Annotated in this window: 29 protein-coding genes; 23 read left to right on the top strand and 6 right to left on the bottom strand. The window is 45.2% G+C overall.

Going from position 1 to position 24,422, the window contains the following annotated elements:
* Window positions 1–134 precede the first annotated feature (134 nt).
* The 4 genes from AY633_RS00850 to AY633_RS00835 all read left to right on the top strand — a co-directional run bounded on the left by AY633_RS00850 (window position 135) and on the right by AY633_RS00835 (window position 4,182).
* The gene (locus tag AY633_RS00850; protein WP_068485701.1) at window positions 135–770 is read left to right on the top strand and encodes an HD domain-containing protein; all 636 of its coding nucleotides are present in this window, start codon (window positions 135–137) and stop codon (window positions 768–770) included.
* Window positions 767–2,656, top strand: coding sequence for an ABC-F family ATP-binding cassette domain-containing protein (locus AY633_RS00845; RefSeq protein WP_068485699.1), 1,890 nt, complete (start codon window positions 767–769; stop codon window positions 2,654–2,656). The genes AY633_RS00850 and AY633_RS00845 overlap by 4 nt, the downstream gene beginning before the upstream one ends.
* 20 nt (window positions 2,657–2,676) lie before the next feature.
* On the top strand, window positions 2,677–3,807 hold the full coding sequence (locus AY633_RS00840) for a conserved virulence factor C family protein (RefSeq protein WP_068485697.1): 1,131 nt from the start codon (window positions 2,677–2,679) through the stop codon (window positions 3,805–3,807).
* 69 nt (window positions 3,808–3,876) lie between these two features.
* Entirely contained in the window at window positions 3,877–4,182 is a 306-nt protein-coding gene (locus AY633_RS00835) for a hypothetical protein (protein ID WP_068485695.1), read from the top strand.
* A gap of 101 nt (window positions 4,183–4,283) precedes the next feature.
* Here AY633_RS00835 and AY633_RS00830 read toward each other — a convergent pair whose 3' ends face one another.
* The 5 genes from AY633_RS00830 to AY633_RS00815 all read right to left on the bottom strand — a co-directional run bounded on the left by AY633_RS00830 (window position 4,284) and on the right by AY633_RS00815 (window position 7,344).
* Entirely contained in the window at window positions 4,284–5,936 is a 1,653-nt protein-coding gene (locus AY633_RS00830) for a hypothetical protein (protein WP_186008730.1), read from the bottom strand.
* Between the two features lie 4 nt (window positions 5,937–5,940).
* Window positions 5,941–6,171 carry an ABC-three component system middle component 6 gene (locus AY633_RS00825; protein ID WP_068485691.1) on the bottom strand — a complete coding sequence of 77 codons (231 nt, stop codon included), beginning with the start codon at window positions 6,169–6,171 and terminating at the stop codon, window positions 5,941–5,943.
* Between the two features lie 14 nt (window positions 6,172–6,185).
* Window positions 6,186–6,734, bottom strand: coding sequence for an ABC-three component system protein (locus tag AY633_RS00820; protein WP_068485689.1), 549 nt, complete (start codon window positions 6,732–6,734; stop codon window positions 6,186–6,188).
* A gap of 13 nt (window positions 6,735–6,747) precedes the next feature.
* Window positions 6,748–6,924, bottom strand: a complete 177-nt coding sequence (locus AY633_RS16520) for a hypothetical protein (RefSeq protein WP_186008729.1) — start codon at window positions 6,922–6,924, stop codon at window positions 6,748–6,750.
* A gap of 63 nt (window positions 6,925–6,987) precedes the next feature.
* Window positions 6,988–7,344: a helix-turn-helix domain-containing protein gene (locus AY633_RS00815; protein WP_068485687.1), complete on the bottom strand. Its 357-nt coding sequence runs from the start codon at window positions 7,342–7,344 to the stop codon at window positions 6,988–6,990.
* A gap of 231 nt (window positions 7,345–7,575) precedes the next feature.
* Between AY633_RS00815 and AY633_RS00810 the strand changes: the two genes are divergently transcribed.
* The 16 genes from AY633_RS00810 (at window position 7,576) to AY633_RS00735 (ending at window position 19,081) form a co-directional block, all read left to right on the top strand.
* Entirely contained in the window at window positions 7,576–8,010 is a 435-nt protein-coding gene (locus tag AY633_RS00810) for a BrxA/BrxB family bacilliredoxin (RefSeq protein ID WP_068485685.1), read from the top strand.
* Complete coding sequence (locus tag AY633_RS00805) at window positions 8,007–8,789, top strand: class I SAM-dependent methyltransferase (RefSeq protein ID WP_068485682.1); 783 nt, start codon at window positions 8,007–8,009, stop codon at window positions 8,787–8,789. Before AY633_RS00810 ends, AY633_RS00805 begins: the two co-directional genes overlap by 4 nt.
* A gap of 250 nt (window positions 8,790–9,039) precedes the next feature.
* A complete protein-coding gene (locus AY633_RS00800; protein WP_068485680.1) occupies window positions 9,040–9,633 on the top strand; it encodes a YpjP family protein in 594 nt (197 codons plus the stop codon).
* Window positions 9,634–9,756: 123 nt separating this feature from the next.
* Window positions 9,757–10,698, top strand: coding sequence for a thymidylate synthase (locus tag AY633_RS00795; protein WP_068485677.1), 942 nt, complete (start codon window positions 9,757–9,759; stop codon window positions 10,696–10,698).
* Window positions 10,699–10,717: 19 nt separating this feature from the next.
* Window positions 10,718–11,212 carry a dihydrofolate reductase gene (locus tag AY633_RS00790; RefSeq protein WP_068485675.1) on the top strand — a complete coding sequence of 165 codons (495 nt, stop codon included), beginning with the start codon at window positions 10,718–10,720 and terminating at the stop codon, window positions 11,210–11,212.
* Entirely contained in the window at window positions 11,205–11,924 is a 720-nt protein-coding gene (locus tag AY633_RS00785; RefSeq protein WP_068485673.1) for a lysophospholipid acyltransferase family protein, read from the top strand. Before AY633_RS00790 ends, AY633_RS00785 begins: the two co-directional genes overlap by 8 nt.
* A gap of 48 nt (window positions 11,925–11,972) precedes the next feature.
* Window positions 11,973–12,812, top strand: coding sequence for a DegV family protein (locus AY633_RS00780; protein ID WP_068485672.1), 840 nt, complete (start codon window positions 11,973–11,975; stop codon window positions 12,810–12,812).
* A 29-nt stretch (window positions 12,813–12,841) separates the two neighbouring features.
* Window positions 12,842–13,639: a GDSL-type esterase/lipase family protein gene (locus AY633_RS00775; RefSeq protein ID WP_068485670.1), complete on the top strand. Its 798-nt coding sequence runs from the start codon at window positions 12,842–12,844 to the stop codon at window positions 13,637–13,639.
* A gap of 11 nt (window positions 13,640–13,650) precedes the next feature.
* Window positions 13,651–14,226 (top strand): YpmS family protein, encoded by a 576-nt coding sequence (locus AY633_RS00770; protein WP_068485668.1) that lies wholly within the window; start codon window positions 13,651–13,653, stop codon window positions 14,224–14,226.
* Between the two features lie 16 nt (window positions 14,227–14,242).
* Window positions 14,243–14,773, top strand: coding sequence for a peptide-methionine (S)-S-oxide reductase MsrA (gene msrA, locus AY633_RS00765; RefSeq protein ID WP_068485666.1), 531 nt, complete (start codon window positions 14,243–14,245; stop codon window positions 14,771–14,773).
* On the top strand, window positions 14,770–15,195 hold the full coding sequence (gene msrB / locus AY633_RS00760; protein WP_068485663.1) for a peptide-methionine (R)-S-oxide reductase MsrB: 426 nt from the start codon (window positions 14,770–14,772) through the stop codon (window positions 15,193–15,195). The genes msrA and msrB overlap by 4 nt, the downstream gene beginning before the upstream one ends.
* Window positions 15,196–15,246: 51 nt before the next feature.
* Complete coding sequence (locus AY633_RS00755; RefSeq protein WP_068485661.1) at window positions 15,247–15,462, top strand: YozE family protein; 216 nt, start codon at window positions 15,247–15,249, stop codon at window positions 15,460–15,462.
* Between the two features lie 69 nt (window positions 15,463–15,531).
* Window positions 15,532–16,236, top strand: coding sequence for a purine-nucleoside phosphorylase (gene deoD, locus AY633_RS00750; RefSeq protein ID WP_068462501.1), 705 nt, complete (start codon window positions 15,532–15,534; stop codon window positions 16,234–16,236).
* 105 nt (window positions 16,237–16,341) lie between these two features.
* A complete protein-coding gene (locus AY633_RS00745; protein WP_068485659.1) occupies window positions 16,342–17,901 on the top strand; it encodes a lmo1851 family serine protease in 1,560 nt (519 codons plus the stop codon).
* A 62-nt stretch (window positions 17,902–17,963) separates the two neighbouring features.
* Window positions 17,964–18,845 (top strand): CobW family GTP-binding protein, encoded by an 882-nt coding sequence (locus AY633_RS00740; RefSeq protein ID WP_068485657.1) that lies wholly within the window; start codon window positions 17,964–17,966, stop codon window positions 18,843–18,845.
* A complete protein-coding gene (locus tag AY633_RS00735) occupies window positions 18,842–19,081 on the top strand; it encodes a hypothetical protein (protein ID WP_068485654.1) in 240 nt (79 codons plus the stop codon). The genes AY633_RS00740 and AY633_RS00735 overlap by 4 nt, the downstream gene beginning before the upstream one ends.
* Here AY633_RS00735 and AY633_RS00730 read toward each other — a convergent pair.
* A complete protein-coding gene (locus tag AY633_RS00730) occupies window positions 19,075–20,424 on the bottom strand; it encodes an MATE family efflux transporter (protein WP_068485652.1) in 1,350 nt (449 codons plus the stop codon). The genes AY633_RS00735 and AY633_RS00730 overlap by 7 nt on opposite strands.
* 108 nt (window positions 20,425–20,532) lie before the next feature.
* Here AY633_RS00730 and AY633_RS00725 point away from each other — a divergent pair, with 108 nt between their 5' ends.
* The 3 genes from AY633_RS00725 to AY633_RS00715 are packed head-to-tail and all read left to right on the top strand — an operon-like array spanning window position 20,533 to window position 24,242.
* Window positions 20,533–21,609, top strand: coding sequence for an undecaprenyldiphospho-muramoylpentapeptide beta-N-acetylglucosaminyltransferase (locus AY633_RS00725; protein ID WP_068485650.1), 1,077 nt, complete (start codon window positions 20,533–20,535; stop codon window positions 21,607–21,609).
* Between the two features lie 23 nt (window positions 21,610–21,632).
* Window positions 21,633–22,577 carry a diaminopimelate epimerase gene (dapF, locus tag AY633_RS00720; RefSeq protein WP_068485648.1) on the top strand — a complete coding sequence of 315 codons (945 nt, stop codon included), beginning with the start codon at window positions 21,633–21,635 and terminating at the stop codon, window positions 22,575–22,577.
* Between the two features lie 18 nt (window positions 22,578–22,595).
* Window positions 22,596–24,242 carry a diguanylate cyclase domain-containing protein gene (locus AY633_RS00715; RefSeq protein ID WP_068485646.1) on the top strand — a complete coding sequence of 549 codons (1,647 nt, stop codon included), beginning with the start codon at window positions 22,596–22,598 and terminating at the stop codon, window positions 24,240–24,242.
* Window positions 24,243–24,422: the final 180 nt, after the last annotated feature.

The raw sequence follows: 24,422 nt of genomic DNA, 5'->3' as shown, positions 1-24,422 counted from the left end.
GAACCCTCAGCTAAAGTGCCAATGGATGGCTTAACTATACATGATGGTGCATATAAGGTCAATACGGCGATAGGGCGGCGTTTTGGCCTCTTTCACGTTATAATGGAATCAGGACACCTTAAAGGAGAGAATTCATGAATCCCCAAGTCATCGCGGATTGCCGCGTACAAGTAAAACGCATCTATGAACAATTTGACGCCAGCCACGACTGGCAGCACATCGAGCGGGTGCTAGAAAACGCTCGCCATATCGGGCAAGCAGAAGGCGGCGACCAGGCATTGATCGAGCTTGCCGTGCTATTGCATGATGTCTCTGATCCGAAATACAAGAAACCAGGAGAAGATCCTGAACAAGAAATCCTTCAGAAGCTCGAGTTGACAGATACCGAGCGCAGCGAGATCCGCTCGATCATCCGGACCGTTTCCTTTAAAGGGGGAACGAATGATGAGCCAGAAACGCTTGAAGGCAGAATCGTCCGTGATGCCGACCGGCTTGATGCCATTGGCGCGATCGGCATCGCCAGAACTTTTGCTTACGGCGGCGCAAAAGGCCGTAAATTGTATGACCGAGACGAACAAGCACGCACTCAAATGACCGAAAGCGAGTACCGGAGCGGTGATACGAGCAGCGTGACTCATTTTTATGAAAAGCTTTTGCTGTTAAAAGAGTTGATGGTGACCGAAAGCGGAAAGCAAATGGCTGAAGAACGCCACCGATTTATGCTATCCTTTCTAGAGCAACTACAAAACGAAACGGATGGGAAAAAATGAGCCACTTACACGTAACAAACTTAAGCAAATCAGTGGGGGTCAAAACCCTCTTCACCAATGTCGAATTTTCCTTGTATCCAGGGGAGCGCGCCGGTTTGATCGGTGTCAACGGAACCGGTAAATCGACGCTGTTGTCAATTCTCGCAGGAGACCTTGAATCCGACACGATGGAAATGGACCATCCGAAAAAATACCGCATTACCTATTTGATGCAAGAACCCGAATTCGACGAATCCTTGACTGTCCTCGAGACGGTTTTCTCCGGCGATTCACCGCTGCTCGCGCTCAACCGGTCATACGAAAAAGCGCTGCAAAACATGATCGCCGACTCAGGGTCTGAACAATTGCAGGAAGAATTGATGAAAATCCAGGAAGGCATGGAACGCGAAAACGCCTGGGACATCAATGCCTTGGCGAAAACGGCCTTGACCAAGCTTGGCATCGATATGTACGACCAGCAGATCAGTGAATTGTCCGGCGGCCAGCGCAAGCGCGTAGCACTTGCGAAAGCCTTGATCGAACCGGCTGATTTAATTCTTTTGGATGAGCCGACCAACCATTTGGACGCAGGCTCTACGGAATGGCTGCAGGAAACGCTTCTGCGCATGAACAGCGCCATGCTGTTCGTGACGCATGACCGCTACTTCCTCGATGCCGTCTCGACACATATTTTTGAACTGGCAGACCAGACGATGTATACGCATAAAGGGAACTACGGTGATTACCTGGAAGCGAAAGCCGTGCGCGAAGAAATGGCTGAAGCGTCGAAACAAAAAATGCACAACCGTTTCCGTTCGGAGCTGAAATGGATCCGCCGTGGCGCGAAAGCCCGCAGTACCAAACAAAAAGCGCGCATCCAGCGCTTTGACCAATTATCGGAAGACATTCAGTCAACGTCCGATAACACGAGCCTGGAATTATCGATGCAAAGCCAGCGACTCGGCAAGAAAATCATTGAAGGGGAAAATTTGGCCGTTTCCTACGGCGACCGCGAAATTTTCCATTCCTTCGACTTTCTTTTGCAAGGCGGCGACCGCATCGGCATCGTCGGCCCGAACGGCGCAGGGAAATCGACGCTCATGAAATTGATCGCCGGCGACTTGGAAGCGACAAGCGGCACCTTGGACTACGGCAGTACCGTCAAAATCGCGCATTTCACGCAGCGTTTACCGGAAATGGACGAGTCCCAGCGCATGATCGAATACATCCAGGAAGTCTCGAGCGATTTCGAAGCGGAAAAAGGCGTACGTCTGTCTGCGACGCAAATGCTCGAACGCTTCCTGTTCCCATCGAATGCCCACGGCACCTTGATCGGCAAATTGTCAGGAGGCGAGCGCAAGCGCTTGTACTTGCTGAAATTATTGATGGAAAAACCGAACATTTTGATGTTGGATGAGCCAACAAACGATTTGGATATCCAAACTTTATCTGTTTTAGAGGACTTTTTGGAGAACTTCCCAGGCGTCGTCTTGACCATTTCCCACGACCGCTTTTTCCTTGACCGCATCGCGAAAAAGCTATGGACGCTCGGCAGCGGCACGGTCGACGAGTATCAAGGACTCTATACCGACTGGCTGAAAGAAAAAAAGCCGGTAGTTGAGCCGCAAGCTGCTACTGTGGCAAATGATACAACGGCTGTATCTGCAGCGCAGGCACCCGAAAAAAAGAAGAAGATGAGTTTCCTCGAGAAAAAGGAATATGACGGCATACTCGACAAAATCGCGGAAGTGGAAGAGAAAATCGAACAGACGGAAGCAGAGATGTCCAAAGCTGGATCTGATTTTGATAAACTGCAGGAATTGACCGACCAAATCGATGCTTACACCGCTGAGTACGATGAATTGATCGAACGGTGGAGCTATTTGCAGGAACTGGCAGAAGCGTAATTTATACAGGAGGGATTATCTTGAAAATACTAGCGATTGAACCGACACCAAGTCCGAATACGATGAAAGTGATCATCGATCAGGAATTGCCGTTCGGGAAAAGCCATAATTACAAGAAAGACCAGACGGAAGGCGCACCAAAAGAAGTCCAGCAAATCTTAGAGATCGATGGCGTCAAAGGCGTCTACCATGTGGCGGATTTTCTTGCAGTCGAACGCAACGCGAAATCCGATTGGGAAGGCATTCTTGCCGATGTGCGACGCGTCTTCGGCGAAGGCAATGGCGCTGAAGAAGAACTCGAGATCGATGAGCATTTCGGTGAAGTATACGTCCACGTCCAGGAATTTAAAGGCATTCCGCTGCAAGTGAAAGTATTCGATTCGCAATCGGAAGAGCGGTTCGCGATGCCAGAGCGCTTTGTGCAGGCGATGAATAAAGTCATGGACCCAACCGATGAAAACTTCATTTTCCAGCGCAAATGGGCGGATTACGGCGTCCGTTACGGCGAGAAAGCGGAAATTGGCCAAAGCATCGTTGAGGAAATCGAAGCGGCCTATCCGGATGACCGTCTGGAATCCTTAACGAGCAAAACCGAATCGAATGAAGCGGCTGGCAAAATCAATAAACGCCGAGTGTCGTTAGAAGAATTCGACGCACCCGACTGGGAGACGCGCTTCCAATTGCTCGGTCAATTGGTTGAAGCGGATCTCGAGGATTTGCCGTTATTAGGCAAGGCATTGGAAGATGACAAAATGTCGATCCGCCGCCAAGCTGCCATCTACCTCGGCGACATCGACGACGAAGCGGTCGTACCGTACGCTGAACAGGCGATGAGAGACAAGTCATGGGCAGTCCGACGCACAGCAGGCGACACCATCAGCGACCTTGGCTTTGTGGCGTTTGAACCGATCATGATCGAAACCTTGAAAGACAAAAACAAGCTCGTGCGCTGGCGTGCCGCAATGTTCTTGTATGAAACCGGAACGGAACAAGCGCTTCCGGCATTGAAAGATGCGGAAAATGACCCTGAGTTCGAAGTGAAGCTTCAGATCAAGATGGCGATCGCCCGCATCGAACAAGGCGAAGAAGCGCGCGGTTCGGTATGGAAGCAAATGACCGAAGCCCGCCAGACGATGAAAGACAATAAGTAAGAAACAAATGTTTCCCGCCTGCTTCCTTGAGGTAAAGAGCAATACGACGCTTTACTTGGAGGAGAGAAAATGGTGAACAATAAACAAGTGTATTCAATAGAAGTCCTTTGCCGCGGCAAATACGAATCATGGGAATTCGAAAAAGAAGAAGAGCGCGACAGGTTCTATGAGTCGGTGAAGAAAAAATTCGCTGATCACGCGTTCGAACAAGAACCGACAGATGTGGAAGATACCGAAATCCTGCAGCTGAGCGCCAATTCGATGCATATCGACGATGAAGGCGAAGTGGACCAGAAAATGCACTATGATTGGTTTCATTACGATAGTTTTGGGGATATGTTGTCGTATATCAACGCGCACTATAAATCAGTTTGAAATTTGTTTTATTTTAAAAGGTAGACAGCTTTAATTACTCAGCTGCCTACCTTTTTAAGTTACATCATTTAAATACTTCAATTTGAAGATTAATACCGTAACTAAATCATAAATAATTTGTCTTCAATAGATAATTTTAATCGTTTATCAGTTTCATTAATAAATGGATAATCACTTATTTTTTCATTTAGTATTGCAAATATGAACTGACTATTGTTTTCATTAATAAAATTAACGATATTTTGGAAATTATATTTATCGACAGTTTCAATAACATCATGAACAAAAAATCTCGGATAATCTAAATTCAACTCGTTTATAAACGAAACATAAGCAATATCCAGTAAAAGTGTTATCGTTTTTCTATGCCCAGTTCCTATGCCATCGTCAACATTCGATAATTTTACAGGGAAAGGGGAGTGAGGGCTTAAATAGAGACGTTGTCCAAAAATCAAATAGCTATATTGTATAAGATATTCGTTAAATTTCGATAGATTATCTGAATCAACTTCTGAGTCTTGAAATTCGTCTAATCTTTCCTCTTTTAACTTTAAATCAGAAGTCAAAGATTCATATATTGACTTAACTTTATTTAATTCACCCAAGAGTTCACTTTGATTTAATAATTCTTTATGGAGTTTCTCAAACTCAGTATAATTTTCTTCATTAATTAATCTAATAATATTCTTATTTTCATTTATAAAGGAATCTCTTTTCTCAATTATACTCTTCAGTTCAGCATTGAGACTTTCTAATCTTTTACTATAGTAACTTAGTTTGTTTTGCTTTATTTGGTTGTTGAATGAAACCAGTTCTTCAAAGTTTTTCGAAATATTTTCAATTTCTACATTTATTTCATTATAAAATTCGAGAAGAAGTTTTTCTTCTATTAGATTTTCTTGCTCTGCTTCTGCATTGAGGATCTGTTCAATCTTACTTTTTCTAAAATTTATATTGTTAATAGTATCGTTAATGATATTTAATTCGTCTTTAATAAAAATACTTTTTTCAATATTTTTTTCAAAATCTTTTATGTTAATTAGCGTGTTAACTTTTTTTTGCAATTGTTTAACGCTATTCATTACTATTCTATTTCTTTCTGATAAATCATTAATGTTTGCAAAGTTATGCAATTTTATGATTCTCTCAAGATCATTTTTTAATGATTTTATATCGTTTTGAAGTTCTAATTTTATTGCACTACTTTCATGAGACGACAATTTAAATAAAAACTCATATATATTTTGATAGGTAACATCAGTGGTATTGGTATGTAAATATTTTAAAAAAGTATTGCTATCTTCTTTTTGGTTTATTCTTACAAACTTACCAATTAGTTGTCTAAAGGTAGGAGGACTACTAATATCAAAGAAAATTTCATTTAACTTTTCGTGATAACTAGTAAGTGGATAAACTTGTCCATCGATATAGCGTTTGCCTCTATCGAAAAGTTCAACTCTTAAAGTAATTTGTTTTTTTGCAGAGGTAGTAACTTTTAATTCTGCGAAAACTTTTTTATCACTGATATAATTTTTCAATTTTGTAGTTTCACTACCAGTATCATTATCGGTCCATATATATTTTTTATCTTTTGCCCCAAGACAAATATCAATCAATTTTAAAAATGTAGTTTTGCCTACATTATTACCTTTTTCATTACGAGATGAACTTTCATCCACTATAATATTAAGACCCATTTTGAAGTTAACCTCTCTTATTATTTTCAGCTCAGGAGTACTTTCAGCAATTACCAAAGAGTTAAGGTACATAGACTAAATCACCATTTTCGATTTTGATTTTGTTGATAAGAAATAGAAAGTTTAAAGAAAGATTATGCTTATAGGCTGGCTGCTTTGAATCAACTTCTTCATACAAACTATCAATGAATACTACATTAATTTTTTCCTTTTTTTTAATTTCAAGTAGTAGTCTTGCTGAAAGGTAAAAAATTGTTTCCTCTGGTTTTGAATCACGGTCTATTAGTAACATAATTTTCTCCTTTCTTAAAGTTTTTTTGTAGGAATAGGGTCAAGAAGTTTACACTTAACAAATGCATGATACATTAAAGAGTGTATAGCTAAATCTCTATCTTCTACCATAATAGAAAATGCATTAGGATCATTATCCACTGTGGTAATCAGATAATCAAAAACGCGCTCACATAGTTCATCTTTACTGTCGGTCTTATATTGCATTTTAAACTTTTTATATTGAAAATTAATTCTAGTAAGTATTCTTTCTCTGTTAGGGATGTCAGCAAGTATTGTTTCGACATCTCCTAAATAAAAATCGCAATCGAGAAAAATATCTTTGTATAAATCGATTTCGTTATGACACATTTTATCATTTATATCATTAGCAAATTCGGTATTATAATTCTCAGGTGGGTTTTCCACGTTTGCAAATTTTAAACAAAAATCATAAAGATATGAGCGATTTAAAGATTTCTCGTGATGAAAATGATTATCTCCGAAGTGATTGTGATCTCCTGTATTGTTTGTTCCATTATCACCTCCACCTTCAATATTTCTATTGCCTCTAGGTTTAAACATAAAGAATTCCCCTTTAACGATTAATGTGTGAATTATCTCCAGTATTGTTTATTGAATTATCTCCTCTAGAAGATATATTCTTATCCCCTTTGAATGAATTAATTTCTTTGCGTAAACTAATATTCCAACCAATTGAAACAATAGATAGTATTGAAGCCGCAATACTTAATATCAAATTTAAATTTTCCAAAATAAAGACCTCCAACTTTTGAATTTACAAAATAATATTATTTATTTAAACTTACCATCAAAATTATCTATTAGTTTTTAATATTTCCCAAACCGCAAGTAAAGCTTTTTTTTCCTCTTCTGAACTAGAATCAAATTCTCTATAAAAGTTATATATTTCAGGAGTAACAGAATACATTTTATAATTTTCTCGGTCAGTCATATAATGAATTTTTTTGTCTTCACGTCCTAAAATTTGATCTATAGAAATATTAAAATAATCTCCCAGTTTTTGAAGAGTTTGATAATCTGGCTCACGCCTATCTTTCTCGTAGTGCGATAAGGAAGCACGAGATATCCCGATTTTTAGGGCAAGTTCTTCTTGTGTTAGTCGTGGTTTATTGTTTAACCTTAATTCGGCAATTTTTTTCCCAATACTCACTTTACCATCAACCTTTCAATTCTCTTATATTATACCTATTGTATCATTAAATATACGTATTGTATCATTAAATATACGTAATGTAGCTATTGGAAATTCTTTTCTAAAAACAACACTAACACTTTTGAAAAGATACCCATTTAATGAAATCAAATATAAACTAAGTTAGAATAAAAAGAGCAGAGGTAAAATAAACTCGCTAGAAATCAATTAAAGAAAGCAGGGAGATATATGAACGCATACGATGAGTACATGAAAGGCATTGTCGTCCCAATGCGCAAAGAACTGACCGAATCCGGTTTTACGGAGCTGACGACGGCAGAAGACGTCAACGAACATATGAGCAATTCACAAGGCGTGAGTCTCGTAATTATCAACTCGATCTGCGGATGCGCCGCAGGGCTTGCACGCCCGGCAGTACGCGAAGCAGTGGAATTGGCTGAACATAAGCCTGACCACTTGGTAACAGTATTTGCTGGACAAGACAAGGAAGCGACAGCGCAGATGCGCCAGTATTTCGAAGAAGTGCCGCCATCTTCTCCTTCGATTGCCATTGTAAAAGACGGGCAGCTTGCACATTTCATTCCGCGCGAAGAAATCGAAGGCTTTGAAATGGAACAAGTGCGTGATGCCGTGAAACAAGCGATCGAGGAAGCAGCGCAGTGAAGACGATCGTTACGACCGCTTACCGGCCGACGGATGTGACCAAGCGCCGTGCACAAGAAACCGCACAGCTTCTTGGACTGCAGGCAGTCGAGCGCAATAAGCGGCCGATCTACAAACTGCACGATGAACTAGCGACGGACATTCTCGTCTGCAAAAAAGAACGGCTCGAGCTTTATCCAGTCGGACAAAGCGAGCCGTTCTTTTTTCATCCCAATTCGGCGGCATTCCGCTCGAAGCGGCCGCTCGTAAGCGATCCGCTCATTGAAGTGTCTGGACTTGAGGCAGGCGATGCATTCCTCGATTGCACGCTCGGCATGGCGAGTGATGCGCTCATCGCTTCACTTGTCGTTGGGGATAGGGGAAGAGTGGTGGGCTGTGAAAGCGACCCGGTCATCGCCCATGTCATCCGTGAAGGCTTGAAAAATTATCAGGACATGCCGAAGCTGCACGAGTCGATGAGGCGCATTCAAGTCGTCACGCAACATGCGGTCGATTATTTGAAGGCGCTCGATGATGATTGCTTCGATGTCGTTTACATGGATCCAATGTTCACTGAACAGATTGCGGAAGCGTCGAACTTCGCACCGCTCCGCAACAACGCGGACCATGGCCAATTGACGGAGGAATGGGTAACGGAAGCGAAGCGCGTCGCAAGGAAAAGCGTTGTCTTGAAAGCGCACTTCCGCTCGACCGATTTTGAAGCGTTCGGCTTCAAGCGCCGTGTGCGCCCAAATACGAAATTTCATTTTGGCGTCATACAAATGGATAAGACCCACTAAAAAAATCTCCCAAAAAGGGAGATTTTTTTAGTCTGTAATGGATAGTGAAGTCAAATACACAAGCATAAACAATAGACCCAATCCAATCAATAATGACGCGTCCATGAAAATTCCTCCTTTTTGAAAAAAACAAGGCGTACTTACTGGCTTTATTGTACAATGAATTGGAAGAAGATGAAACCTTTCCACTCAAAAATCGTTTATTACAATAGTAAGCTTGACAAAATGTTCAAAATTGAAGGTGATGAATGTGAAAAGCTGGTGGCAAAAATCCTTGATGGTCGTAGTAGCGGTCCTGACACTGGGCGCCATTACACCGAACCATATGATTTGGGAATCCTTGCTCGATGAAAAAGGGGAGCCAAAATCACACGCAAGCCAAGGTGATACAAAACAGTACACAATTGAATGGATTGACCCAGAAGAATATTATGTAACGACGGATTCGATTTTAGCCGATTTCCGTCAAGCCGCTGAAGAGCAGTCTTACTTAAAATTCGGCTCACGCATCGGGCCGGTGATCGACTCGGAATTCCGTACGCGCATTTTGCCGACGATCCAAGACGTCATCGACACGGAACTGGCTGCATATGACAAAGACAGATTGCGTAATTTGGCGATTTCCGAAAAACCGTCCGGCGACCACGCCGAAAAGATTTTCCATGTTTACGACAAAGATAGCGGGCTAGACGAAATCCGCTTCCATGTCCGCACTGAGAAAAAACCGCTCGAAGGCTATTCGTTCAATTTCCATTACCATTTAGCAAGCGACGAGTACCAGAGACACATCAGCATCGGGGATATCTACTGGTCCAAAAACACCCCGCCTAAATGGCTTTCCTGAAACCGTTATCATCATAACGGTTTTTTTTCATGCGCCCACTTGCTTCTAGACATATGGTATTCTTAAAGTTTTTCTTATACGAGTTGTTTTTGTTATGATGTTACTAATAATGGAGGGAATTGCATGAAACAATATTTAGCGTTGTGTGAACATATCCTAGATCAAGGAGCCAAAAAAGAAGACCGCACAGGAACCGGCACGCTTAGCGTATTCGGTCATCAAATGCGTTTTGACCTAGCGGAAGGCTTCCCGCTCATGACTACTAAGAAAACGGCGTTTCGCCTGATCGTCTCAGAACTGTTGTGGTTCATTAAAGGCGATACGAATGTCCAGACCTTATTGAAGGATAATAACCACATCTGGGACGAGTGGGCATTTGCCCAGTGGGTCGAAAGCGATGAATACGACGGGCCGGATATGAAGGATTTTGGTCGCCGTGCACAGCGCGATCCGAAATTTGCGGAACTGTATAAAGAGCAAATGACGTTGTTTCAGGAAAAGGTACTAGCGGATAATGCGTTTGCAAGTAAATACGGGGACCTTGGGCCAGTTTACGGCAAGCAGTGGCGATCGTGGGCAGCAACTGACGGCGGCCAGATCGACCAGCTGAAAAATGTCATCGAATCGATCAAGAACAACCCAGACTCGCGCCGTCATTTGGTGACGGCATGGAATCCGGAATTTATCGATGACATGGCGCTTCCGCCGTGCCACATCATGTTCCAGTTTTATGTAGCAGACGGTAAATTATCGTGCCAGCTCTACCAAAGAAGCGCAGACGTGTTCCTTGGCGTGCCGTTCAATATCGCGTCTTACGCATTGCTGACACATCTGGTCGCCAAGGAATGCGGGCTAGAGCCAGGAGAATTTATCCATACAACGGGCGATACGCATCTCTATGTGAACCACTTAGAGCAAGTGCAGGAGCAATTGGGCAGAGAACCGAAAGCTTTGCCGTCATTGAAATTGGCAGAAGGCAAATCGATGTTCGACATGAACATGGAAGACATACAAATCGAGGGCTATGACCCACATCCGCGGATCAAAGCGCCTGTTGCAGTTTAATGGCCAAGGAGGAGAAATGATGATTTCATTAATGGTAGCGCATGACCCAAATCACGTGATTGGCAAAGACAATCAGTTGCCTTGGCATATTCCGGGGGATTTGGCTTATTTCAAGAAACACACCATCGGCAAAGGCATGGTAATGGGCCGCAATACATTCGAATCAATCGGCCGCCCTTTGCCGAAGCGGCGCAATGTTATCGTAACGCGCAACAAGCAGTATACGGCACAAGGTGCAGATATTACGCATAACTTAAGTGATGCGATTGAGTTGGCCAGAGAGCAGCACGAGGAAGTCATGGTCATCGGCGGCGAGCAGATCTTTCGTGAAGCCTTGAAGGTGGCTGATAGGCTTTATATTACCTTGGTTCACCAAGCATTCGAAGGAGACACGTTTTTTCCTGAATACGGCAGGGAATGGAAGTTAGTATCGGAGTCTGAACGCCACTATTCAAACGGTATCCCATACAGTTATTTAGTGTATGAGCGTTCAGGAGGACAAACAGGTGATTAAGTCGGCGAGAACTTTTTCGTATCTATTCGGCTATTTGCCGGTAGCTGCCACTAATTTGGCGAAATTCAAAAAGCGCAAGGCAGGAATGAGCCAACAGGATTACAGCCGGCTTATCCATAGTGAGCCCCAAAAATGGGCATCAGGCATCATGAAGCGCACCGGTAGCCAGGTCGAGGTGAGCGGGCTCGAACATTTACCAGAGGGTCCGGTCTTGTTTGTCAGTAACCATGAAGGGAATTTTGACATTCCGGTCTTGTTGTCATCGATTCCGAAACCGTTCGGCTTTATTTCCAAAGAAGAAGTGAAAAAATTCCCGATCATCCCGTCTTATATGGAAGAGATGAACTGCGTCTTCCTCGACCGGACGGATCGCCGCAGTGCTTTCAAGTCCGTCACCGATACGATCGAGAAATTGCGCGAAGGTCATTCCATACTGATTTTTCCCGAAGGCACGAGAAGCAAAGGCCAGGGGCTTAAAGATTTCAAAGCGGGCTTTATGCGCATCGCAAAAGATGCGGCCGTGCCGGTTGTGCCGATCGCAATTGAAGGCACGTCCCGCATCATGGAAGACAATAACAACCAAATTCGCCCTGCCTGCGTAACGGTCCAAGTGCTGGAGCCGTTTATGCCGGAACAATTGGAGTCTGCGGGCGTGAAAGCGGCGCAAGTGGTAAGAGACCGCATTGAACAAGCTTTAGATACAATTCAGTAAAATTTTCATAAAGCAATACCCATAAGTAGATGAAATGGAAGTGATCGAATGTCGAAAATTCACATTGTAACGGATTCGACTGCTGATTTAAAAGCAGAAGAAATAGCCGCATACGGGCTTCATGTTGTTCCGTTGTCGATTCAAATCGGGGGCAGCACGTATCTCGACCGCGTCGATTTGGAACCGGAAGCTTTTTTGAAACTGATGAAAGAGTCTGATGAATTCCCGAAGAGTTCCCAGCCGGCTCCAGGGGTTTTTAAAGAACTGTATGACGAGCTTGGCAAGGACGGGAGCCAAATCATTTCCATCCATATGACGGGCGGCATGAGCGGTACAGTGGAATCGGCGCGCACGGCAGCTGAACTGACGGACAGCGATGTCACAGTCATCGATTCGCGCTACATCTCCCATGCTCTAACGTTCCAGGTGTTTGAAGCCGCACAGATGGCAATGGACGGAAAATCAGTAGAAGAAATCGTCGAACGCGTTGAACAAGTGCGTCGCAACACGAAATTGTATGTCGTAGTCGACACGCTCGATAATTTGGTTAAAGGCGGACGCATCGGCAAAGGCCGTGCAATGATAGGCTCGTTCCTGAAGATCAAGCCGATTGCTTCGTTGGATGACGGCGAATATACGCCTGTCGCGAAAATGCGCAGCCATAAGCAAGTGGTCGATTATTTAGTAAAAGATTTTGCCGAACGCACAAAAGGCAAAGTCGTCAAAGGGGTCGGCATCGCCCAGGCGAACGGCCAAGCAATGGCTGAGCCATTGCGTGAAAAAATCAAGGAAACTGGCTTTGCCGATATCCGCTATGATTTTACGACTCCAGTCATTTCGACGCATACCGGAATCGGCGCCATCGGTTTCATGTATTACACGGGGTAAACGAAAATGTTCGCGAAGGAGAGACAGACGTGAAACGCATCCTGTATATTGTCATCGTTTTATCGATCGTGCTTGCGGGATGTGCTTCGACGTTCAATTTCGGCAAAGAAGAAGCGGCTCCGCGATTAGCGGTGGAATTTCCCCCTTACACGGTCCCGCCGAATTTCATCCCGCAGACCGTTATCATCACCGCTCTTGGCGATTCCTTGTCACAAGGAGTGGGGGATACAGAAAATCGGGGAGGCTATGCTGGACGTTTGGCGCTTGAAATGGCGGAGTGGCCGGGAGTAGAGGGCATTGCCTTGGAAAACACGGCAAAGCGCGGCAGAAGAAGCGATCAATTGCTGGCGTTATTCCAGCAAGGCAAACTATCGGGCCCTTTGCTCGCTTCCGATTACATCTTTATGACAATTGGCGGCAATGACGTCATGCGCATCGTGAAACGGGATTTATTTTCATTGAACGTCGACGCATTCAGCGAAGAGATGGTTTTTTATCAGAAACGCTTCGAGACCATCTATGCATCTATTCGTTCATTGAATCCATCTGCGCCGCTCATTGTTATTGGCTTGTATAACCCGTTTTCATTGGTTACCGACGAAGTGAAAGAATTTGATGAAATTATCGCCTCCTATAATGGAGTCATGGAAGAAACCTTGGAAGACGACCCGCACGCCTGCTTTGTGCCTGTCAGTGATTTATTTGTTGGCAATGACAATCTTGTGTACCATACCGATTTCTTCCACCCGAACAGCAAAGGCTACGACTTGATGGCTGAACGTGTATCGGAAACAATGGGGGACTGCGGCATCAGCTTTCAGGAATAGGAGGTGGAAAGATGAAAAAATGGCGTTTAGCTTTCTTCGTTTTAGTGGTGTTGAACTTACTTGCCATCATTGGGTTATTATTGTTCATCACGACACCATCCGACGATTTTAAAGCCTACCAGGCAGAGACAAGCCCCCCGCCTGAAGGCAATACGGTTGTTGTCAATACGACCAAAGCCGATTTTGAAGGCATTGCAAACACCTATATTGCAGATGCGATGGAAGGACAGCCCATCCCACTGCGGCTTTCGGTGACTGACAATGTTAGCCTATCGACCGAATTGACGGTGTTCGGCGTGACCTTGCCGATTCTCTTGACGTTTGACCCGGTCGTGCTGCCCGATGGCAATTTGCTATTAGAACAGCGCTCGGTTGAAGTCGGACAGCTCGACATTCCGCCGGAGTCAGCGTTAAAATTACTTCGAGACTCCGTTGACCTTCCAGAATTTATGGAAGTAATGCCGAAAGATGAAGAAGTTTTGCTAAGTCTAACGGATATTCCGATTAACGGCGGTGTTTCAGTACGAGCGACTTCGTTTGACCTTGAAGAAGACGACATCCGTCTATTGGTTACGATTCAACCATAATGTGAGGAGGGGTAAGATGAAGACAGAAAAAGCGACATTTGCCGGCGGCTGCTTTTGGTGCATGGTACAGCCTTTTGATACACTCGATGGCATCGAAGCGGTCGTCAGCGGATATACGGGCGGCGACTTGCCGAATCCGACTTATGAACAAGTGTGCACGAATGTGACCGGCCATAGAGAGGCGGTTGAAATCACGTTCCAGCCGGATATTTATCCTTATGAGCGATTACTTGAAGTGTTTTGGTCCCAGATTGACCCGACTGATGCAGGTGGCCAATTTTTCGACCGTGGCGATTCTTATAAAACCGCTATTTATTACCACACGGAAGAACAACGCATTGCTGCTGAAAAATCCAAGCAGCAATTAGAGCAATCCGGCAAATTCAATAAGCCGATTGCGACGGATATTTTGGAAGCAAAGGAATTCTATCCGGCCGAAACCTACCACCAGGATTATTACCAGAAAAATCCTGCTCACTACAACCGCTATGCGACAGGGTCTGGCCGCAAAGCATTTATCCAAAATCATTGGGGGGAATCGAAATGAAAGACGAGTTGAAACAGAAATTAACGCCGATGCAATATCACGTTACGCAGGAGAATGGCACGGAACCGCCATTTCAAGGTGAGTTTGACCAGCATTTCGAAGAAGGTATCTATGTAGATATCGTTTCGGGCAAACCTTTGTTCAGCTCGAAAGATAAATTCGACGCGCATTGCGGATGGCCAAGTTTTGCCAAGCCGATCGAAGGCGAAGAAGTGAAAGAAAACTTCGATACGAGCCATGGCATGAGACGGACAGAAGTGCGTTCTGCCTCGGCCGATTCACATCTCGGACATTTATTCCCAGACGGGCCGTCTGAACTTGGCGGCTTGCGCTATTGCATCAACTCAGCCGCTTTGCGTTTCGTTCCGAAAGATCAATTGGAACAACAAGGTTATCGCGAGTATGTGCAGCTATTCGAATAATTTACAGCCTGGACTGCGGTCCGGGCTTTTTGCTGAAAGGAGGAGCCTCTTATGAAGCGCTCGTTTTATCAATATGCCTTGAAACACCGCGGCAAGCTTGTGCAGGATGAGTATTCCCAATTTGCCGAGGCAATGTTTTTGGATCACAGCTTCCCTAAATCGAGCACCGATTTTCAAGAAGTCTCTCAATACCTTGAAGAAAAAGCGCATCCAGTTCTCCGAGCTTCCACATTTGACCGAATGTGGGAAGAATACGAGGCAGGTTGAGGCTCTTCATTGCACTCGGTGAAAAAAAACAGTATGATTAAATCGACTAAAATAAAGTGAGGTTTTATGATGAGTGTTCACATTAATGCTAAAAAAGGCGATATCGCCGATACGATTTTACTTCCTGGCGATCCACTTCGTGCGAAATACATCGCAGAAACATTCCTTGAAGATGTAACATTGTACAACGAAGTCCGTAATATGTTCGGCTACACAGGTACATATAAGGGCAAGCGCATTTCCGTCCAAGGAACGGGCATGGGTGTCCCATCAATTTCCATTTATGTTACAGAATTGATGCAAGAATACGATGTGCAGAAATTGATTCGCGTCGGTACTTGCGGTTCGATCCACAAAGACGTTAAAGTGCGTGACGTTATTCTGGCTCAGGCTGCTTCAACGGATTCGAAAATGAACGACATCATTTTTAACGGCATCACGTATGCACCGATTGCCGACTTCGGCCTTCTGCAAAAAGCTTATGCAGCTGGGCAAGAAAAAGGCTTGAACTTGCGCGTCGGAAATGTCTTCACTGAAGACGTATTCTACAACGAACACGCAGAGCACGAAAAATGGGCGCAATACGGAATTCTAGGGCTTGAAATGGAATCTTCCGCATTGTATACGCTAGCAGCTAAATTCGGCCGCAAAGCCCTATCGATTTTGACTGTCAGCGACCATCTTTTGACTGGTGAAGTAACATCTGCAGAAGAACGCCAAACAACATTCAACGATATGATTGTTGTCGCATTGGACGCAGCGATCCAAGACTAACAGGAAAAAAAGACTGTCGAGGCAGTCTTTTTCTTTTAACCCCGCCAAGTTTTAGAGGAATTTCTGGAACTTGCTGCCAGGTGAATGAAGAAAGTGGTGAAACATATGGACGACAAGCGACCGGGCGAAGAACACCAACCCGAAGCGCCGGCGGCAGAGGAACCAAAGCCGCATTTTATTCGAATGAAAACCTTTTATTTCATCATGCTTGTCTTTACCTTGATTATCGCGACAGTGGGCATCACCGTTTTCGCTTTAACTTTTGGAGAAGATAAGGCAGTGGAAGTAAACAGTCCTGAACGTCAGGAATTCCAAAAACTGTATTCAGCTTACGATCAAATCGAAGCGCAGTATTTTGAGAATGTGGAGGAGGAAGCCTTGATCAACGGTGCCATCAACGGCATGGTGGAGGCACTGGGCGACCCGTACTCTGATTATATGGATGAAAATGAAGCTGCGCAGTTCATGGAAGGCATTTCTTCCAGCTTTGAAGGCATCGGCGCAGAAGTTCAAGAACGCAATGGCTACGTAACGGTCGTTTCCCCGATCAAAAATTCGCCGGCAGAAAAAGCAGGCGTTTTGCCGAATGACCAAATTTTGGAAGTGGATGGCGAGAGCATTCAAGGCTTTTCCACAACCGAAGCGGTTATGTTGATCCGTGGTGAAAAAGGGACGGAAGTAACCTTGACGATCCAGCGCGGCGAAAATGCAGACCCGATTGATATCACCATCGTCCGTGACGAGATTCCGATTGAAACGGTGTATGCGGAAATGGTCAATGACCAAGTAGCCCATATCAATATCACAAGTTTCTCTGAAAACACATATGAAGAGTTGCAACAAGCTATTGCCGATATGGAAGAACAAGGCATGGAAGCAGCAGTGCTTGATGTGCGCCAGAACCCAGGCGGCTTGCTGAATACCGCACTTGATATTTCCAACCTTTTTGTTGAAGAAGGCAAGGAAATGTTCGAAGTACAGGCAAAAGGTGAAGAGCCTGAAGTGTATTTGGCAACCGGAGGAGACAAACTGGACGTCCCGGTCACTTTGTTGATTGACGGCGGCAGTGCATCAGCTTCTGAGATTTTGGCAGGGGCGATGAGCGAATCCGCTGGCGTCACACTAGTTGGCGAAAAAACCTTCGGAAAAGGAACAGTGCAAACAGCGAATGACCTTTCCGATGGTTCCAATTTGAAATTCACGACTGCCAAATGGTTGACGCCTGATGGCAACTGGATCCATGAAGAAGGCATTGAGCCGGATGAAGTGGTTCCGTATCCAGAATATGCATCTCTGCCATTCCTTGATACATCTGTCGAACTGAAGGACGGCAGCATTTCCGAACAAGTGCAAACAGCAGAGAAAATGCTGGATGCCCTCGGCTTTGACGTTGGGGAAATTGACGGCGTTTTTGAAGAAGAAATGGAACAGGCCGTTACGGAATTCCAGGAAGAAAACGACTTGGAAGCGGATGGCGTATTGAACGAAGAGACGATGTATGCGGTCATGGACCAATTGCGTGAAAAGATCAATACAGAAGATCCACAGCTTCAAGAAGCAACAGATATCCTGATGGAGCAAGCTGGCTTGGCAACTGAAGAAGCGGCTGATGAAGACGCTGATTCAGAAGAGGCCGACACAGAAGAAGCCGATTCAGAAGAATAAGATCATTGAAAAGGCCCGCTTCCGGCGGGCCTTTTCTTTCATAGCAGAGAAAGGATGAGTTGATGGTTGATGTGTATTTATTCAGTGGGTTTCTCGGCAGCGGGAAAACGACTTTGCTGAAGAAGATGATTATGGAATTTAAAGAACAAGGCTTGAAACCGGCCATTTTCATGAATGAGCTAGGATCGATGAATTTTGATTCAGAAGAAGTCGGGGACGGGGTGCCGCTGAAGGAAATCCTGGATGGCTGCATTTGTTGCAGCGGCTCGGAAAAATCAGAAGCGCAGATCCAGTCTTTGCTCGCGGAATCGGAGTTCGACGTCTTATTGATTGAAACAACGGGAGCTGCGCATCCGGTCGAAGCACTCGATGCGATTTTCTCGCCGCTGTTTGCCGAACGCTTGAACTTCCGCGGCATCGTCACGGTTGCGGACAGCAAGCGGTTTTTGGAGCGACAGCAATTGTCCCCGCAAATCCGCTCGCTATTTATCGAGCAGATCCGCCATGCCGATTTACTTTTGGCCAACAAAACGGATTTGCTGAGCGAATCAGAACAAAGCCAGGCCATTTTTGAAATCCAGCAAATCAATCCGACAGCGCGCATCGTTCAGACAGTACATGCCAAAGTGCCGCTGCAATTGCTTGAATCCATTAGCCCTGCAGAACGTGGGGCGGTCGAACAAGCACCTGTGTCGAAATTGAATTTGCAGACGAAGATCGTGTCGTTTGATCAGCCAATTGAGCGCGAAGCTTTTGAAGACTGGCTTCGCACCTTGCCGGATACCGTTTACCGCATCAAAGGCTATATCACGCTATCGGGCCATAGTTATCCGCATTCTTTCCAGTATGCGTATGGCATGGTGCAATGGCTGCCGGAATACTTGAAGCTGCGCAATCAGATCGTGTTGATTGGTGAAAACTTAGACGAGCTGGCCATGCCATGATCGAAGCATACAAACGCTTATGGCCGGACCGCCAAGGCATACAGCGCATTACGACACAAGAGGAATTAGAGAAGAGCATACTCGTTGAACTAAACGATGAACTGACCCATCCACGCGTCCGAAAATCCGTGGAAGAAAAGTTGGCATTGGCGACTGAACGCATCGGTCAGTCCAATCTTACGGAACACGAGAAAAACGCATTGCTTCAGCTATACAAAAAGCTTGCCGCTCATTGAGCGGCAAGCTTTTTTTGGATGATCAACAAGCGGATCGATAAAGTAATTGCGCCTGCCGTGAGACCGACGATTAATCCGACCCAATAGCCGAATGCGCCGAGATCACTGAATGTGGCAAACAGATAGCCCGACGGCAGCCCGATGACCCAATAGGAAATGAGCGCCATAATAAATGTGATGTTGACATCTTTATAGCCTCGCAAGGCCCCTTGAACGGGTGCTTGAACAGCATCCGACACTTGGAACAAGGCAGCGAAGATCAGGAACTGGACCGCGAGCCCAATAACGGCTGGGTCAGACGAATACAACTCAGCGATTGGTTCCCGCAAGAAATACAGGATTCCTGACGAGATGACACTGAGCGTCACGGCTGCACCGACGCCAAGCCAACTGTATTGCTTAGCATGTGATGCGCGTTTTGCCCCGACTTCAAACCCAACCAGTATTGTAGCGCCCATGGAAATGCTAAGTGGCAACATGTATAATAGCGAAGCAAAGTTTAGGGCAATCTGATGGGCGGCAATGGTGATGGTCCCGTATACAGACATCATGAATGTGACCGCTGAAAAGATACTCGTTTCAGCGAAGATTGAAATGCCGATCGGCACGCCGATGCCGGTGATTTCTTTCCATCGTACCACGGAAGGGCGAGCCCATTTGCGGAAGATTCCGAATGACTTAAACGGTTCATTCGTGTGGATGATGAAAGCGGCAATCGCCAGCACGAGCCAATAGGTGATTGCCGAAGCCATGCCCGCACCCGGACCGCCGAGTTCAGGGAATCCGAATTTGCCGAAAATCAATAGATAATTGAAGAATACATTGATCGGTGCCGACATCAAAGTGATAAACATCGTCACGCGTGTGGCACCGAGCGCATCGATATAGGAGCGCAGCGCGTTATAGGCAAACAGCGGCACGAGCCCCAAGCTCATAGCGAAAATATAACGGCTAGCTACGCCATTGACCGCAGGTTCGAGATCCATAAAGCCGAGCAGCCAGTCGATGCCGAAGAAGAAAAAGGCAAAGACGATCGCCGCGAGGATAATCGCCAAATAAATCCCTTGCTGCACCGCGTCTTTCACGCCATCTTTTTTCTTGGCTCCCATCAATTGTGCTACAATTGGAGTAATGGACATAAGGATGCCGGCCAAGCCAATATAGACTGGAACCCAAAAAGAGGAACCGATCGACACACCGGCAAGATCTTCTGTCCCGTAACGGGCGGTCATGTAAATATCGAAAAAAGTCACCATATACATAGCGACTTGGGTGATGAGAATCGGCAAAACGATTTTCATTAATAGCGTTAGTTTTTCTCGTGTCGTTTCTGTTTCGTACATGTTCATAGCCCCCAATACACTTGCAATACCAAATAACACGAGTATATCATACAAACCGCGCAAAGTGATGAAGTCACAGGCGCGTATCGTAGGAGAGTAGGACATATAATGGAAAACAAAACAATTATCTTAACGGGCGGCGGAACAGCCGGCCATGTTTCATTAAATCAAGCCATCATTCCGGAACTGCAAAAGCTTGGGTTCCGCGTTGAATATATCGGTTCCAAAGAAGGCATTGAAAACGAATTGATCCGAGATTCCTATCCGGATGTCACTTATCACCCTATATCGAGCGGCAAACTGCGCCGGTATTTCTCGATGAAAAACTTCTCGGACCCATTCCGTGTCGGAGCAGGATTGACGCAAGCGTTGAACATCATCCGCAAAGTGAAGCCTGTGGCAATCTTTTCAAAAGGCGGTTTTGTCTCAGTGCCGGTCGCCATGGCAGGACGTCTGGCGGGCGTGCCAGTGATTATTCACGAATCCGATGTTACGCCAGGCCTAGCGAATAAATTGGCGCTTCCGTTTGCAGATCATATTTTTACAGTCTTTAAGGAAACGATGGCTCATGTGCCAAAAGTCAAGTCAACGTGCACAGGCTCGGTCATCCGCAGTGAATTGCTCGACGGCTCTGCTGCGAGCGGCAGGGAATTATGCCATTTCGACAATACCCATAAAGTGTTGATGATTATGGGGGGGAGCCAGGGATCTGCGCTCATCAATGATGCCGTGCGTGCAAATCTGGAAACTTTGACCAAGCAATTCAACATCATTCATCTATGTGGAAAAGGCAATATCGATGAGCGCTTAGAAGGCCATGAACAATATTGCCAGTTTGAATACGTGACGCATGAATTATCGCATCTGTTGCATTTAACGGACTTGGTCGTGTCACGTGCAGGATCGAACTCGATATTTGAATTTCTTGCACTGAAAAAACCAATGTTGTTGATTCCGTTATCAAAACAAAAAAGCCGTGGCGATCAAATTTTAAACGCCAATTTGTTCAAAGCGCAAGGTTTTGCGCATGTGCTGGAAGAAGAACAAGTGAATGCCGAAAGCTTTATGGCAGCGATTGAGCACTTGGTAGCAAAAGAAGAACAATTGATCCAGGCCATGACTGAAGCGGAACCGCCAAAAACCGCCTATGAAATGGCGAAATTGGTAGCTGCTCACGCAAAATAAATTCGAGTTGAAGAGGTGTCGTTATGGAATTGCTAAAAGTACACGGTTCAATGAATACATTTTTCCTATATGAAGGAGACGATCGAGAGGATTTCCCGCAACTAACGAAGCGTTTGGCATCACTTGACCCAGAAATCGATGGTCTCTTGACGGTCTCCCCGTCCAAGCGAACTCATGCGAAAATGCGTGTCTTCAATACGGACGGCTCTGAAGCTTCCATGTGCGGCAATGGATTACGTTGTGTGGCACGCTTTGTGTGCGAGCGAGAAGGCATCGAACAGGCCTTGCTCGAAACGATGAAAGCAGATTTGGCTGTGCAGAAAGAACCGGAAATCGACGCTGGCGTAGAGATGTACGGTGTGGAGATTTCGCCAGTGTCATTTCAGCTTAGCGATTTGCCGATGGCTTACGATCAACAGACCGAATGGCAACAGCAAGCGCTGCCGTTTATCGATGCGGAGATTCCGTTTACGGCAGTCGCCGTACCCAATCCACATTTGATTGGGATTGTCGGAAAGGACTTGCAAAAAGACCCGTCACATCAAGAGAAATGGGCTGCTTATTTTAACGGCGACAACCCGTATTTTTCGGATGGTGTCAATTTAAGTTATGTGACCCCATTAAAAGAGGGGATTTTCGTCCGAACTTATGAAAGAGGCGTCGGCTTTACGGACGCTTGCGGTACAGCTATGACGGCGTCTGCTTTGGTCAGCTGTCTTGCCGGGATCGTGTCGTTTGGAGACGTTTCCGTTTACAACCCAGGTGGTATGGTTAATTGTTCGATAAAATCCGATGGCGGCGAATACCAATTGAAGTTGAGCGGCAATGCGAGCTATCTCGGTGTTTATCGCTTCGATGCAACGGGTGATGATGGAAATGAATTGGAGTTAATAAAACAGACAGACGAGCAGTCGGCTTATGAACGCTTTATAGAGAAAATCAGTGGCGCTACAGCAGAATTGGGATAATAGAAAGTGGTGGATTCGATGTCCGGACCTTTTACGAAAGAGCAAATGGATATGCTATATGGAAAAGCAGCCGATCCCGTCTATTATATGAGAAGGCAGGGAAACGGCTTTGTCTATGTTTGGGTAAATCCGGTGTGCCAAGAGCTTTTCGGAATCGATTTAACAGGACGCAGCGTCGAAGAGTGCATGCCTAGGGAATTGGCACTTGAAATTCATAAGCAGTACCGAATAGCGATCAAACGCAATGAACGCCACCTTTACAGGGATTACAGTTTATTCTCAAACCGCAGCAGCGCGATGGAAACCGAACTGACTCCTTTTAGCCATGAAGGTGTTCAATATGTGCTGGCCGTCACGAAAGATGTATCAGAACAAAAGAAAATCGAAGAAGATTATTTGTTTTATCAATCGCTTGTTCAAAATTCAGTCGATCCCATGTTGATGATTTCAGCGGATTTCACAATCATTGATATGAATCCCGCTTATGAAAAAACTTTTGGCGTGGAGCGGTATGAATGGATCGGGCAAAAGTACGATGATATCCCACAGAACAAGCAGAAATTTTTCGAAACAGGCAAACTACTTCTTGAAAATAGCCGCAGCTCCCATAAGTCGAGTTCTATTTTTTTGAGCCGCATCAAAAGTGACGGACGCGAGGCTAAGTTTTCTGCCAGCTATTCTTTGATCAAGGAAAACGGAATCGTTCGTGCATTCCATGTTGTTTTCCGTGAGCTGACAAATGAATTATTGCTCAAGCATGAACTGAAGCGGACGGAAAACCTGTTGGAAAGTTACAAAGACGCTCTAAATTACGCAGCTCTTGTGCTCATATGGGATGACTCCGGCAGGATTGAATTTGCCAATGATAACTTCAAGAAGCTGACGGGATTCGATGGCAGTGAATTGACAGGCGTAAACATTCAGTTGATTGGTCAAGCTGTTTTGACGAGACAGCAGCTGACCCAACTTCAAGCAGCCTTGAATGAAGGAGAGATCTGGCGAAGTGAAGTGCGCAGCCTTAAGAAGAACGGACAGGCTTTTTGGGTTGATGCCACTATCATTCCGCTATTCGATGTTGAGGGACGAATCTATCAAACCTTATCCATCTTATTCGATATCACGGACCGAAAAGAAATGGAAGAGCAATTGCATCATATGGCTTACCATGATCCATTAACCAATTTACCGAATCGTCGGATGATGGCCAGACATTTTCACGATATGGAGTCCAAGAGCAGCCGAACAGGGGACCTAGTCGCTGTATTGTACATAGATGGCGATAAGTTCAAAGAAATCAATGATTTGCACGGCCATGAAGTCGGTGATGAATTCATCCACCAATTCGCCCGCGCGCTTGAGCGCAGTATACGACAACGCGATGTGGCGGCACGTATCGGAGGAGATGAATTTCTTATCTTGCTGCCAGGCATCTCATCTTTCGATAGCCGAAAACAAATCGAAAGCATTATCTCACGTATTCAAGAAACGCTGAGAGAAGGATGGCTAATCGATGGCAAGCGATTCTCACCGACTTGTTCAATTGGCAGCGCCTTATATCCAGAAGATGGAAATGAATTTGATGAGCTGATTCAAAAAGCTGACAAAGCGCTTTATGAAGCCAAGAAAAAAGGCGGGGGCATCGTTTGTTTTCATGGAGAAGCGTGAGTTTCTTCCATTAGAAGAGTAGAATTCTGCCCCGTCATATGCATGTAAGCGCTTCAATTCGTCTCGATCGAATCTTTTCAATCAAAAGCATTGTTTTTTTCAGTGGAAGTAGTAAGATTGATATGGAAATTCGTTAAGTACCGCTACAGCCCTGCCGCTTTATGTAAGGCGAGGGGCGTG

The organism is Planococcus maritimus, assembly GCF_001592825.1.
GTDB classification, from domain to species: Bacteria; Bacillota; Bacilli; order Bacillales_A; family Planococcaceae; genus Planococcus; species Planococcus maritimus_C.
The sequence above is the reverse complement of the archived record's forward strand: the minus strand, read 5'-3'. Positions and strand labels throughout refer to the sequence as shown.

What these genes read in the sequence shown, in the direction of transcription:
- AY633_RS00725 (WP_068485650.1), top strand. Translation starts at nt 20,533, where the DNA reads ATGGAAAACAAAACAATTATCTTAACGGGCGGCGGAACAGCCGGCCAT.
- AY633_RS00810 (WP_068485685.1), top strand. Translation starts at nt 7,576, where the DNA reads ATGAACGCATACGATGAGTACATGAAAGGCATTGTCGTCCCAATGCGC.
- AY633_RS00795 (WP_068485677.1), top strand. Translation starts at nt 9,757, where the DNA reads ATGAAACAATATTTAGCGTTGTGTGAACATATCCTAGATCAAGGAGCC.
- AY633_RS00770 (WP_068485668.1), top strand. Translation starts at nt 13,651, where the DNA reads ATGAAAAAATGGCGTTTAGCTTTCTTCGTTTTAGTGGTGTTGAACTTA.
- msrB (WP_068485663.1), top strand. Translation starts at nt 14,770, where the DNA reads ATGAAAGACGAGTTGAAACAGAAATTAACGCCGATGCAATATCACGTT.
- deoD (WP_068462501.1), top strand. Translation starts at nt 15,532, where the DNA reads ATGAGTGTTCACATTAATGCTAAAAAAGGCGATATCGCCGATACGATT.
- AY633_RS00790 (WP_068485675.1), top strand. Translation starts at nt 10,718, where the DNA reads ATGATTTCATTAATGGTAGCGCATGACCCAAATCACGTGATTGGCAAA.
- msrA (WP_068485666.1), top strand. Translation starts at nt 14,243, where the DNA reads ATGAAGACAGAAAAAGCGACATTTGCCGGCGGCTGCTTTTGGTGCATG.
- AY633_RS00735 (WP_068485654.1), top strand. Translation starts at nt 18,842, where the DNA reads ATGATCGAAGCATACAAACGCTTATGGCCGGACCGCCAAGGCATACAG.
- AY633_RS00715 (WP_068485646.1), top strand. Translation starts at nt 22,596, where the DNA reads ATGTCCGGACCTTTTACGAAAGAGCAAATGGATATGCTATATGGAAAA.
- AY633_RS00845 (WP_068485699.1), top strand. Translation starts at nt 767, where the DNA reads ATGAGCCACTTACACGTAACAAACTTAAGCAAATCAGTGGGGGTCAAA.
- AY633_RS00755 (WP_068485661.1), top strand. Translation starts at nt 15,247, where the DNA reads ATGAAGCGCTCGTTTTATCAATATGCCTTGAAACACCGCGGCAAGCTT.
- AY633_RS00835 (WP_068485695.1), top strand. Translation starts at nt 3,877, where the DNA reads ATGGTGAACAATAAACAAGTGTATTCAATAGAAGTCCTTTGCCGCGGC.
- AY633_RS00730 (WP_068485652.1), bottom strand. Translation starts at nt 20,424, where the DNA reads ATGTACGAAACAGAAACGACACGAGAAAAACTAACGCTATTAATGAAA.
- dapF (WP_068485648.1), top strand. Translation starts at nt 21,633, where the DNA reads ATGGAATTGCTAAAAGTACACGGTTCAATGAATACATTTTTCCTATAT.
- AY633_RS00745 (WP_068485659.1), top strand. Translation starts at nt 16,342, where the DNA reads ATGGACGACAAGCGACCGGGCGAAGAACACCAACCCGAAGCGCCGGCG.
- AY633_RS00825 (WP_068485691.1), bottom strand. Translation starts at nt 6,171, where the DNA reads ATGTTACTAATAGACCGTGATTCAAAACCAGAGGAAACAATTTTTTAC.
- AY633_RS00740 (WP_068485657.1), top strand. Translation starts at nt 17,964, where the DNA reads ATGGTTGATGTGTATTTATTCAGTGGGTTTCTCGGCAGCGGGAAAACG.
- AY633_RS00850 (WP_068485701.1), top strand. Translation starts at nt 135, where the DNA reads ATGAATCCCCAAGTCATCGCGGATTGCCGCGTACAAGTAAAACGCATC.
- AY633_RS00780 (WP_068485672.1), top strand. Translation starts at nt 11,973, where the DNA reads ATGTCGAAAATTCACATTGTAACGGATTCGACTGCTGATTTAAAAGCA.
- AY633_RS00820 (WP_068485689.1), bottom strand. Translation starts at nt 6,734, where the DNA reads ATGTTTAAACCTAGAGGCAATAGAAATATTGAAGGTGGAGGTGATAAT.